General features: G+C 46.7%; 8 protein-coding genes. 5 read left to right on the top strand and 3 right to left on the bottom strand.

Going from position 1 to position 12,544, the window contains the following annotated elements:
* Nucleotides 1-94: 94 nt before the first annotated feature.
* Both LY387_RS07395 and LY387_RS07390 read right to left on the bottom strand, forming a co-directional pair.
* On the bottom strand, nt 95-418 hold the full coding sequence (locus tag LY387_RS07395; RefSeq protein WP_128649923.1) for a PTS fructose-like transporter subunit IIB: 324 nt from the start codon (nt 416-418) through the stop codon (nt 95-97).
* 100 nt (nt 419-518) lie between these two features.
* Nucleotides 519-1,592 (bottom strand): PTS fructose transporter subunit EIIC, encoded by a 1,074-nt coding sequence (locus LY387_RS07390; RefSeq protein WP_234495905.1) that lies wholly within the window; start codon nt 1,590-1,592, stop codon nt 519-521.
* 487 nt (nt 1,593-2,079) lie between these two features.
* Between LY387_RS07390 and ptsP the strand changes: the two genes are divergently transcribed.
* The 4 genes from ptsP to LY387_RS07370 all read left to right on the top strand — a co-directional run bounded on the left by ptsP (nt 2,080) and on the right by LY387_RS07370 (nt 8,632).
* Complete coding sequence (gene ptsP, locus LY387_RS07385) at nt 2,080-4,581, top strand: phosphoenolpyruvate--protein phosphotransferase (protein ID WP_234495904.1); 2,502 nt, start codon at nt 2,080-2,082, stop codon at nt 4,579-4,581.
* A 149-nt stretch (nt 4,582-4,730) separates the two neighbouring features.
* Nucleotides 4,731-5,213, top strand: coding sequence for a heme-degrading domain-containing protein (locus LY387_RS07380; RefSeq protein WP_234495903.1), 483 nt, complete (start codon nt 4,731-4,733; stop codon nt 5,211-5,213).
* An 11-nt stretch (nt 5,214-5,224) separates the two neighbouring features.
* Nucleotides 5,225-5,887: an HAD-IA family hydrolase gene (locus LY387_RS07375; protein WP_234495902.1), complete on the top strand. Its 663-nt coding sequence runs from the start codon at nt 5,225-5,227 to the stop codon at nt 5,885-5,887.
* A gap of 327 nt (nt 5,888-6,214) precedes the next feature.
* Nucleotides 6,215-8,632 carry a hybrid sensor histidine kinase/response regulator gene (locus LY387_RS07370; RefSeq protein WP_234495901.1) on the top strand — a complete coding sequence of 806 codons (2,418 nt, stop codon included), beginning with the start codon at nt 6,215-6,217 and terminating at the stop codon, nt 8,630-8,632.
* 68 nt (nt 8,633-8,700) lie between these two features.
* On the opposite strand, the gene LY387_RS07365 is transcribed toward LY387_RS07370, so the two are convergent.
* Nucleotides 8,701-10,521 carry a PhoX family protein gene (locus tag LY387_RS07365; RefSeq protein ID WP_234496072.1) on the bottom strand — a complete coding sequence of 607 codons (1,821 nt, stop codon included), beginning with the start codon at nt 10,519-10,521 and terminating at the stop codon, nt 8,701-8,703.
* 256 nt (nt 10,522-10,777) lie between these two features.
* Between LY387_RS07365 and ggt the strand changes: the two genes are divergently transcribed.
* The gene (gene ggt, locus LY387_RS07360; RefSeq protein WP_234495900.1) at nt 10,778-12,535 is read left to right on the top strand and encodes a gamma-glutamyltransferase; all 1,758 of its coding nucleotides are present in this window, start codon (nt 10,778-10,780) and stop codon (nt 12,533-12,535) included.
* Nucleotides 12,536-12,544: the final 9 nt, after the last annotated feature.

The raw sequence follows: 12,544 nt of genomic DNA, 5'->3' as shown, positions 1-12,544 counted from the left end.
TCATATCAGAGTCACCTTTGCTAACCTGGCAGAACAAGTGACTGTGGTATGAAGGCTCCTCCGAATGAAGGAGCCATATTTATGCCGTCATTATTTATGCCGTCGCTTTCTCTAGATGCGCGGCAATCTTGTCCATTACTGCTTCAGAGCGCTTAACTGCGTCACTGACACCGATACGAACAATCGTCTTACCTTGGAATCGATCTTCATTCTTAATACCAATGTCCTTGGTTAAGATAACGATGTCAGCGCCGGCAATGTCTTCTGCACTCAGCTCATTCTCGATACCGATAGAGCCTTGGGTTTCAACTTTACAGTTCCAGCCTTTTGCTTTTGCTGCTGCTTCAACCGCTTCTGCTGCCATGTAGGTATGTGCTACGCCAGATGGGCATGCTGTTACTGCTACGATACTAGTCATAATTCTCACCTTTTATTTTTAACGTTCTGTTTTTATTGGATATATCTTTCAAATTTTAAGAGTTAACCGTGATATCTCGAACTAACCGTGAAATCTCTAACTAACCGATAGTGATATCTAGGTCTAAATCATCGGATTCTTCTTTCTTTGGCTCTTCTACCTTGCGACGCGCTTTCAAGAAGTTAACCATTAGTGCGGTAACAAGAGCTCCCACAGCGAGTGCAATCAGGAAGCCAAATCGTCCCTCAACCACTGGCAGTACAATCAAGCCACCCCATGCTGCGAAACACTCAACACCCAAGACAGCTGCCGTTGCGGCGCCTGTTGCCGTACCAATCATGATTGACGGTAGAACACGAAGTGGGTCTGCAGCTGCGAAAGGAATCGCACCCTCAGTGATACCCATGGTGCCCATTAGGATTGATGCGCGGCCTGCTTCTTGTTCGTCAGAGCCGTATAGTTTTTTGTTTAGGAAAGTCGCAAGACCCATGCCTACTGATGGCGTAGCAACCGCTACTGCACTGATACCGGCAACGTTGTAGATACCTTCGCCGACACAAAGAATGACGAATGCATAAGCCACTTTGTTGACCGGACCACCCATATCGAAGGCAATCATTAGACCCATGATGATAGCGAGTACCACAATGCTTGAGTCTTGCATGCCTTTAAGGAAGCTAGTTAGACCTTCAGTTGCCGCGCCAATTGGCTCACCGATACCCCATACAATGGCGCCTGCAGTGATAAACGTACCTATGATAGGAATGACAAAGATTGGCATGATAGAGCGAGCAAATGCTGGTACTTTGATCTTTTTGAGGTAGAAGACAACGATACCACCTAGGAGACCCGCGAAAATCGCGCCAAAGAAGCCCGTGTTGTACATATTAGCGCCGATGAAAGCTGCAATAGCAGAAGGAGCGAGCGCCGAACGGTCCGCAATGGAGTAACCGATGTAAGCAGCAAGAATGGGAACCATAAGTTGGAAGCCAGCAACACCGATGAAGAACAGATCATGCAGCCAGGTTCCCTCTTCTGGTACTGCACCCTCACCATAAAGCATGACCGAAGCCGCAAGTAAGATACCGCCCGCAACCACGAAAGGAATCATATGAGACACACCCGTCATTAGATGTTGTCTTGTGTTTTTAAGAATTGAGATTAAGTCATTCATTGACCTCTCCTTAGAGTACATAAGTATTAAAATTTTTTATTAAAGGAAGTACTTCTTTTATATTTATTGGCTCACGTTTTTGATTAAGCTTCAGAGAAACTCCATCTCTATCGCACAGGGTTATAATAGTGAGCATTTGTGCTATCCAGTTAGAGGACAAAACTGCTTTTTACTGGATATTTGTTAGGCGTGAGATGAATGTTGATCTTGAGCACACTTTGAGTAACAGCAAGATAGAGAGGACGCAACTTATTTATAAGACATTGTTTTAGAATGATTTGTCGTAATATCAACCACTATTAACACAACGATCAACATGACAGAAGTCACAAGATTAACTGTATTTTTGAGCGCTATCACAGTTAATCCAGCATCTAACAAATATCCAGTTTTTAGCACTTTTATCCAATAGCCCCGATTTTTGGAACTGTTAAAGTTGTAGTCATAAACAACCAATAACAATTTCGAACCTAAGGAATGAGCCCCTATGAGAAGTTTTACGTTTTCTTGTGAACTGCCGAATGGTGTTCACGCGAGACCAGCGGGTCATGTAGAAACCCTTTGTAATCAATATCAATCGAGCATTGAATGGCAGAACGAGCGTACCGGGCTTTCTGGAAATGCGAAAAGCGTTTTATCTCTTATCGGTACCGACACGTTGCTTGGCGACAAATGTGTGATCACTATTGAGGGTGAGGACGAAGAAACAGCATTAGAGGCACTACAAAGCTTTATTGCTAATGAGTTCCCGCACTGCGATGCGCCTCTAGAACAAACGCAGGCCGATGAAGAACAGCAACCACTGCCTCGTAACCTGGCAAACCTAACCTCAGGTGTGGTTAGAGCGACTTCCGTCAGTTCTGGTGTCGGACGCGGTGTGGTGGTAAAAGTTGGCGCAATTAATTTTGATCAGCTCCCTTACATGCCGGAAGCAAAGCCACTAGCGCAAGAGCAATCAGCATTGAAATCAGGCGTTGCCCACTTGGCGAAGTCAATCGAGGTACAAGCGAAAACCTCGGTCGATACCGAAAGTGAAGTCCTCGCGGCGCACCTTTCTATTCTAAACGATGAAGAATTTTCCAAGCAGCTAAACACTAACCTAGTTGAAGGTCGAAGCAGCGCTCAGTCTGTAATTGCCACTGCTAAACACTACGCGGAACAATTGCAAAAATCATCAAGCCAATATCTGCGCGAGCGCGAACTCGACATCCGCGACGTATGTTTCCAACTGCTACAAACTATCTATGGTGATGAGCACTACACCAGCCAACTTGCACTGACTGAAGCCTCGATTTGCATGGCTGAAGACCTCACCCCTAGCCAGTTTCTTGAGCTAGACAAAGCGCTTCTAAAAGGTCTTGTTTTGACCCATGGCGGCAGCACCTCTCATACCGTTATTCTCGCTCGCTCGTTCGGCATTCCTACGGTCGTCGGCGTTAAAGACGGGTCATTGGATGCCAACATTGGCAGTGAGGTCTACCTAGACGCTAACCTTGGCGCCATTGTGACAGACTTAAGTGAGCCCGTCGTTCGCTATTACGAGCAAGAGCAGCGTGTTATTAACACGGTTCGAGAGCGACAAGCAGCATTTAAAGACACGCAAGGCATGACAGAAGATGGCAAAAAGCTTGAAGTGGCAGCCAACATCGCTCACTCAGTAGAAGCCAAATCTGCCTTTGAATCTGGTGCTGAAGCCATTGGCTTATTCCGTACAGAAATGCTGTATATGGATCGTAAGAGTGCACCTAAAGAAGATGAGCTATACAACATCTTCTGCCAAGCTCTCGATGCTGCGGCGGGCCGAGCTATCATCGTCCGCACTATTGATATCGGTGGCGACAAGCCCGTTGATTACCTCAACATTCCGAAAGAGAACAACCCATTCCTTGGCTACCGCGCGGTTCGAATCTACGAAGAATTTATTGAACTGTTCAAAACACAGCTGAGAGCGATTCTAAGAGCCTCGGCGCATGGTCCATTAAAAATCATGATCCCGATGATTTCATCAATGGAAGAGATCCTATGGGTTAAAGACATACTCGCAGAAGTTCGCCAAGACCTTCGCAAAGAGCAAGTGCCGTTTGATGAGAAGATCCCACTCGGCATCATGATGGAAGTCCCTTCTGTCGCGTTCATCATCGATCAATGCTGTGAAGAAGTCGACTTCTTCTCTATTGGCTCTAATGACCTAACCCAGTATCTGATGGCGGTTGACCGTGACAATGCCAAAGTCACCAAACACTACAACAGCTTAAATCCGGCGTTCCTAAGAACACTGGATCACGTAGTGAGCGAAGTACATCGTCATGGTAAGTGGGTTGGTCTGTGTGGCGAGCTAGGTGCGAAAGGCTCAGTGCTACCACTGTTGGTCGGTCTTGGTCTGGATGAAATCAGCATGAGTGCGCCAAGCATTGCTGCGACTAAAGAGCGTATCTCAAACCTAGATAGTCGCGAATGCCGTCAGCTACTCAATAAAGCGATGCAATGCCGCACACCTCTTGAAGTAGAGCATCTGCTTGCGCAGTTCCGAATGGCCCAAACTGAAGCGCCGCTTATTTCAGAGGATTGCATCAAGCTCGACTTAGACCTTCGCAGCAAAGAAGAAGTGATTAAAACACTGTCAGATAACCTCTTCCTTACAGGTCGTTGCCGTTATCCGAATAAACTGGCGGATGATTTGTGGGCGCGCGAAGATGTGTTCTCTACTGGGCTTGGGTTTGGTTTTGCGATTCCACATACCAAGAGTGAACACATCGAGCAGTCAGCGGTGAGCGTGTGTCGTCTCGCTAAGCCGATTCAATGGGGCGATGAAGAAGCACAATTCGTCATCATGCTGACGTTAAATAAGCACGCTGCCGGCGACCAGCATATGAAGATTTTCTCGAAGCTCGCACGCAAAATCATGCATGCCGACTTCCGTGATGCGCTCTTCAATGCCAAATCCAGCAGTGAGATTGAACAAAAACTGATGGCAGAGTTAGAACTCTAGTCCATCACTCTAAATGGAAGTAGGAAGGAACTAAAACCTTCTCACCTCGGGCTTGGACTGATGCTCTAGTTCGGTTCCAAGTTTTGGCGAAGTAACCTTCATTCGTGTCCAGTGTTACTTCGCCCTTTTTCGTCTATAAGGACCGGATAATGACAACCTCTACCTCATCTGAACTTCAAGATCTTTTAGCCTCATTAATTTCTCAAGAAGAGAAGCTGCAGTTCCCCCACTTTAACAAAGAGACCGCTTGGCAGATTGGTACTGCACTTCGCGCTCTCGCGGTAGATAAGCAAGCTAAAGTCGCTATCGACATCACAGTCGGTAACCAATGTCTATTTTACACTGTGTTAGATGGCGCGACTTTGGATAATCAAGAGTGGGTTCGACGTAAATCCAATGTGGTTCAGCGATTTCAGCGCAGCTCTTGGTACATGAAACATTACCTAGAGATGAAAGGGAAAACCATTGACCAAGCCTCTTTCGTCGATGCCAAGGATTACAGCCCTTTCGGCGGCTCATTCCCGATTCGTGTCATCAACACCGGTATGATTGGTACGATTACTGTTTCAGGTCTGCCTCAACACGAGGACCACCAGCTAATCGTGGATGTACTTTCTCAGTATTTAAAATAGGAACACTCATTGTGACTACGCTTTCTTTTAAAGGATTACTCTTCGACCTTGATGGTACCTTAGTCGACTCTATTCCCTGTGTTACTCGCGCATGGTCAAAATGGGCAGAATCTAAAGGACTCGACCCCGACTACGTGATGTCTCGCATTCATGGCAGACCTGCTATTGACTCTATTGCTGAGCTCATGAACGCCCCGATAACCTCCGACGTAGTCAAAGCGGAGTTCGATTATCTCGAACACTATGAAGCAACCAACACTGAGGGCACTGTCGCGCTTGCAGGCGCTGTCGAGCTTCTAAATGGACTGGATGAGCTGAATATTCCTTGGGCGATCGTAACATCAGGCACTTTGCCAGTTGCCACGGCGCGTATCAAAGCTGCAAATTTACCTAAGCCAAAAGTGCTGATCACACCTGAAGCTCTCTCCCAAGGTAAGCCACATCCTGAGCCTTACCTTCGCGGAGCCAAAGAGCTTGGTTTAGAAGCCAAAGAGTGTGTTTGTTTTGAAGATGCTGTCGCTGGTTTGAACTCGGGGATAGCAGCCGGCTGTATGACGGTTGCGGTGCTAAGTCATGCTAAGAAAGAAGAACTGCCTAAGGCGGATGGGTATGTGGATGCGCCGATGGGTGCAGTAGTTCGTGTGGTTGATGGTGGGTTTGAGTTGGTAGTTTAGTGAAAGCTTGAAAGTGATGGTGCTTTTGTTGACTGCGGCTGACCCCTCCCAGCCTCCCCTTAGTAAGGGGAGGAGCCTCAGGCTCGCTCTCGCGTAGCCTATTCTACAATGCGATGCGACGATAGGAGCTAGCCCGTAGTTCTCCCCCTATATAGGGGGAGCTAGAGGGGGTAAAGGCTCGATCTAAAAATAACCACCCAGACCCTAAAACACCCCCTACTTTCCTACAGTTCCCCTATCCCCACATTACAATAATGTTTCATTTTGGTTACAGAGCTTTATGCGTTAAACTTGACACCATTAGCCGTAAAAACAGGATGTTGAGCTATGCCTTCGACCCAATCAAATCACTCTCGCACCATTCGAAAGATACTCTTAATAGGTGCATGCACGATACTAGGCTTGCTCGCCGTATTCTTCTATACCGAGCGAGCCGTAGATAACACCAAAGAACAACTGATTGGGTTGCAAAAAGACATATTGGCGTCGGCAAACACCATGCTAATGATGCGACGTCATGAGAAAGACTTTATTGCTCGTGTCGACACCAAATATCTAGAAAGAATGGAAGACGAATACCTGAGCATATTGTCCCAAATAGGTCAGATTAATATTGGCGTCGCAACATCGGGCATTGAAATTGATTACGACGGTCAAACAGCCCTCTCTCGCGTAGACGACTACACACAGCGCTTTTTTAAACTCTCTGAACTGGTGCTATTAATTCATGGTGATAACCAGCAAGAAGGCTTGATTGAACACTTCAAAAACAAAGCACTGGCTTTTGAGCGCGCGCTTATCGACGCCAACTCAAGAAGCATGGATTTTGTCGCATTATCGACAAAAGATCTTATGTACCAGTTCTTCTCAACCTTCGACCCAGAAATCCTACCAAGAATCGAACGTAATCTATCTCAGCTAGAACAAGAGATTACGGACCAACAACTCAGCTTTGAGATGTTTAGTCGTTTTCAAGAGTTTCGCTTGGCGTTTTATGGACTTCAAGGCGCTTATGAAGAGTTTGGTTACTCCCACAACCAAGGGGAGCTTGGTGAACTTCGAGCAACCATTCATCAACTTGAAGGTGCACTAAACACTCTATTCAATGAACTGCCGCCTCTCATCGCCCAGAAATTGAGTGACGTTGAGAACAATCGCGTTTTAGCAACCATTGCGTTCGTCGCTGCCGTGTTGCTCGTTCTGCTATACATCATTCGTCAGATATCTGCGCTTGAGAAACAGCTTATCAACGCAAGAGAACACGAAATCCAAGCCAATAGAGCGAAAAGTGCATTCCTTGCGAATATGTCCCACGAAATCCGCACACCGCTTAACGGCATCTTGGGCATGACAGAGATCCTCGGCGACACGCGTCTAACTGCGAGTCAAAAGGACCACCTTGCAACGATTAATGCCTCTTCCCAGACTTTGTTGATGCTCATTAATGACATTCTCGACCTATCAAAAATAGAATCGGGTCACCTTGAGATTTGCCCACATACGACTGCTATTAAAGAGACTATCTACGATACCGCAGCGTTAATCGCGCCAAAAGCTCAACAAAAGTCATTAGATATTCTGATTGAAATTGACCCCGATGTGCCTGATTACGTGCAAGCCGATGAGCAGAAGGTGCGCCAGACACTTATGAACTTGGCGTCTAACGCCATTAAGTTCACTGAGGTAGGTCATATTGCCTTTAAACTGAAAGCCAGTAATACAAACCAAGATACAGTCACTCTCGGTTTTATAGTAGCTGATACTGGTATCGGCATTGACCAAGAAAAACAAAAGCGCGTATTTGAGGAGTTTAAACAAGAGAATTCCGATACCTCCAAGGATTATGGAGGCACTGGCCTGGGACTTGCTATCTGTTCTAAGATGGTAGAAATGATGGGCGGCAAAATAGCGCTGACTTCTGCTAAAGGGAAAGGATCGACATTTAGCTTTGAACTCACTTTTGAGCGCGATAGCCATTCGGTTAAAAAAGAAATCAATAAATCTATCTGCTACGTCACTCACTCCCCTAACCCGCTTCTAATGGATGAGTTCAAGCGATACAAATTAGAGGTATTCACTCGACATGATGTCGATGAGAGCTTTAACGAGTTCAACGAAAATACGATTGTGGTTTTCGATGACGCAAGCATACTGCCATCACTAAGACGATGTGCTAACCATTTACCTCACGTGTTACTGCGAGACAACAAAGCAGCACTCGATTGCAGCAATATCGATGTTTCCGCTTTTATTACCAGTCCACTGTTTGGTAATCGACTCATCAATACCCTGAAACAAAGCAACGTTGAGCAGAGCGAGCAAACTGCTGATATCAAAGTGGAAGATAACGCTGATCGTAAGCACTTTAAAATCCTCGTAGTCGAGGACAATAAAGTAAACCAGCAGATTGTGAGCTTAAACTTGAAAAAGCTCTCCATCGACTTTGTCATAGCCAACAATGGACAAGAAGCCGTCGACATCTATCAGCAGCAACATAACTCCATTGGATTGGTGCTTATGGACTGCATGATGCCGGTTCTTGATGGATTTGAGGCGACCAAAGCAATCCGTGAGTTTGAAAAGTCGCAGGAAATAAAGCAGACCCATATCATTGCTCTAACAGCGTCTGTACTCGATGACGATATTAAGAAATGTTATGACAGTGGTATGGATGACTACCTACCTAAACCTTTCAAGCGTGATATCTTGATGGAAAAGCTCGATGCTCGTTTTCAAAACGCGTAATCACTCGATGCTCAGATGACAAAAGGGAGACCAAGCGGTCTCCCTTTTCAGTTTTGGTGATTCAGCCACTAAGCGCCGATCACACCGCCATCTTTACGACTGATCATGATAACCGATGAGCGAGGCACCGCATCACCACCTTCAGGGAAGTGGGAAGGTGCAAGGTCTTCACCTGGGTGCTGAACGCCGACAAACATTGTCTTTTGGTCTGGCGAGAATGTAAGGCCAGTGATTTCACATGCGATAGGACCGGTGAGGAATCGACGTATCTCTCCAGTCTCTGGGTCACTACACAGCATTTGGTTATTACCCATACCGGCAAAATCGCCTTTGTTTGAGTATTTACCATCGGTTTGAATCCACAAGCGACCTGCGATATCAAAGCCGATGCCATCTGGGCTGTTGAACATATTATCTTTATTGATGTTCTCAGTACCCGCCATCAAACCAGATTCATGCACTTCAGGGTTACCTGCGATAACAAAGATATCCCATTCGAAAGTGTCTGATGTGTGGTTACCACCTGCTGGATTCCAACGAACGATATGCCCATAAGGGTTTTTCTCACGTGGATTGACCGCGTTGATTGGCTGATTCTCTCTGACACCACGATACTTGTTGTTTGTTAGCGTGCAGAATACCGATTTGTTGTCTGGATGCACTGCAACCCACTCAGGACGGTCCATGGTGGTCGCACCGACTTGAGTTGCCGCCATACGAGCAAAAATCATCACTGATGCCGCATCAGGGAAGCCATTTTCTGGTGTCAGTCCATTCTTGCCCCAAGTGAGCTCAAGCCATTCACCTTTGCCTTTTAGCTCACCCTGTACCCCATCGAATTTGGCAACGTAAAGCGTGCCCTCTTCTAGGAGATCTCGGTTAGAGTCTGCACCCTCGACATACTTGTTCTTAGACACAAATTTGTAGAGGTGCTCGCCACGCTCATCATCACCAAGATACACCACGACATGACCATCACCATTGATAGTGAGTGCTGCATTTTCGTGCTTGAAGCGTCCAAGCGCACTGCGTTTTTTCGGGGTCGAGTTAGGGTTCATCGGATCGATTTCAACAACCCAACCGTGACGATGTGGTTCGTTCGGATCTTTCGCCATATCAAAACGAGCATCGTGCTTGTACCAGTCGTATCCGCGGTCCTTTTTATTTAGACCATAACGTGCGTAACTTTCTGGCAGTTCTGAACCAGAGGTATCGGCAAAGTAGCCGTTAAAGTTCTCTTCACAAGTAAGATATGTACCCCAGGGTGTCTGACCATTTGCACAGTTGTTAAAGGTACCGAGGATCTTACTACCAGACTTGTCAGCCGCTGTTTTTAGCAAATCATGCCCAGCAGCAACACCCGTCATTTCCATCTCAGTAAAAGCCGTAACGCGTCGATTGAGACGCCCATCTAGATTTACCTGCCATTGCCCAAAGTTCTTTTTCAGTTCAACCACAGATACGCCATGCGCTGCTTGTGCTTTACGAACGTCATCTGCTGATATGTTTTTGCCTTGGTGCGTGTACAGGTATTCGTTGTTAGTGTATTCGTTGTTCACCACTAAGACAGCGCGATCATCTTCAATCAAGAAGAAAGTCATGCCGTCGTTGTTATCGCCAAACTGCATCTCTTGCGCTTTAGAATCGTTACTTTGACTAAACGCAGGCGCGCCTTTTTTGATTGCGTCGCCCCAAGAAATAAGCACGTCCGCCTGATAGCCATCTGGAACTTGAACAGTATCTGCCGTTGAAATAGGTATCGCATTGAAGCCCATCAAGTCAGATTTCGCCGCCTTTACGTTGGCTACCGCTTGACTGACCGGCGTCGCAGCAAAGAAGCCAACGGTCGCTGCCGCTCCCGTACCTTTCAGGAAACGACGACGTGACATCGCTGCGTCGACAAATTTGTTGAACTCTGGTTCGTGATCAAGTGGACGCTGATCATCGGTATTATTGAAATTGCTCACCTTGACTTCCTTTTATACTAAACTTCGCAATTGACACATTGCTTGTCATATTTCGCTCCTAATAATGAGGATGATATGTTACATATGTGTTGCATTTAGTTGGCAAATAGATGTCCATGTATAGATAATCAGCCTAGCCTCTCATATTAAAAAAGCAGAAAAATAATAAGGAACCCCCATGACAACACCGTTGCTTCGGCTTATCCCACTTATCTCCCTAATCAGTTCAGTACCGGTCTTAGCGAATCAACAAGCCACCGACGCTTTTGCGCCCGAAATTGCCACAGGCTTTACCTCAAAACCGCTAGTCACAGCGGAAAACTGGATGGTTACCGCCGCCAACCCAACCGCCACTCAAGCAGGCGCAGATGTTCTTAAACAAGGTGGTAACGCCGTCGACGCCATGGTCGCTGTGCAATTAATGCTTGGCTTGGTAGAACCGCAATCAAGCGGCATTGGAGGCGGCTCCTTCCTAGTTTATTGGGACAATGAAACCAAAAAACTGACCACCTTTGACGGGCGTGAAACGGCACCTTCTGCAGCCGATGAAAATCTCTTTATTGGTAAAGACGGCAAGGCTATGAAGTTTTATGACGCAGTCGTCGGCGGTCGTTCTGTTGGCACACCGGGAACAGTCAAGCTGCTTTGGGATGTCCACCAAAAATACGGACAGCTTGATTGGGCTAAGATCGTTGAGCCGATAGCAGCGAAAGCCGAATCTGGATTTGTGATAAGCGCGCGCCTTGCCAAACTGATTGCCAACGACACTAAATTTCTAGCAAAGCACCCAACCACCGCAAGCTATTTGCTGCAAGCAGATGGCTCACCCAAAACACAAGGAACACTGCTGAAAAACCCAGAGTACGCAGCAACACTGAGGCTGATGGCAGAAAAAGGCAGCGATGGCTTCTATAAAGGTGCAGTGGCTCAATCTATTGTCGATGCGGTACGTAATGAATCCAAGACTAACCCAGGTAAGCTGTCACTAGAGGATCTCACTCGCTATCAAGTCGTTGAGCGAGAGGCGGTTTGCGCCCCATACAAGCAGTATGAGGTATGCGGAATGGGTCCACCGAGCAGTGGTGCTCTGACTCTCGGTCAGATCATGATGCTTTCTGAACCCTTTGAGCTCGATAAACTTGGTAAGGACAACCCTGTTAGTTGGCAAGTGTTAGCGGACGCATCAAGATTAGCCTTTGCCGACCGTGGGCTCTACATGGCAGACAGCGATTTCTATAACGTCCCGACGGATGGTCTACTCGACTCTAGTTATATGCGTGAGCGTAGCCAACTCATCACACCTAACAAAGCGTTAACTGAAGTGTCAGCAGGTAGTCCTCCTTCAAGTAACAGCGCTCGCCTCGCGAAAGATCAAGCCATTGAGCTTCCTTCAACGACGCATTTCAACGTTGTCGATGGCAAAGGCAATGTCATCTCCATGACATCCTCTATTGAAAACGTGTTTGGTTCACGCGTAATGGCAAGCGGATTCCTCCTCAATAATGAGCTTACTGACTTCTCATTCGTTCCCAAGCAAGGAGATAAACTTGTTGCCAACCGTATAGAAGCAAACAAACGTCCTCGTTCCTCTATGTCACCAACGATTGTGATGAAAGAAGACAAGCCTTATATGGCAATTGGCTCGCCAGGTGGTAGTCGTATTATCGGCTACGTCGCACAAACGCTCGTCGCTCATCTAGATTGGGGAATGAACATTCAAGAAGCCATCGATCAACCACGTATGATCAACCGTTTTGGGGAGATGGATATTGAGGTAGATACGCCATTGGAAGGCTATGCACAGCAGTTCGAGAAGATGGGCTATAAAGTTAACAGCCGTGAGTTGAACTCAGGGCTGCATGCTATTCGTTTTACGGAAAGTGGCTTAGAAGGTGCCGCTGACCCTCGCCGTGAAGGTGTCGCAATCGGCGAGTAAATAACACAC

Origin of the sequence: Vibrio maritimus (genome assembly GCF_021441885.1) — a bacterium.
Lineage (GTDB): Bacteria > Pseudomonadota > Gammaproteobacteria > Enterobacterales > Vibrionaceae > Vibrio > Vibrio maritimus_B.
This window is presented reverse-complemented; position numbering and strand designations above follow the sequence as displayed.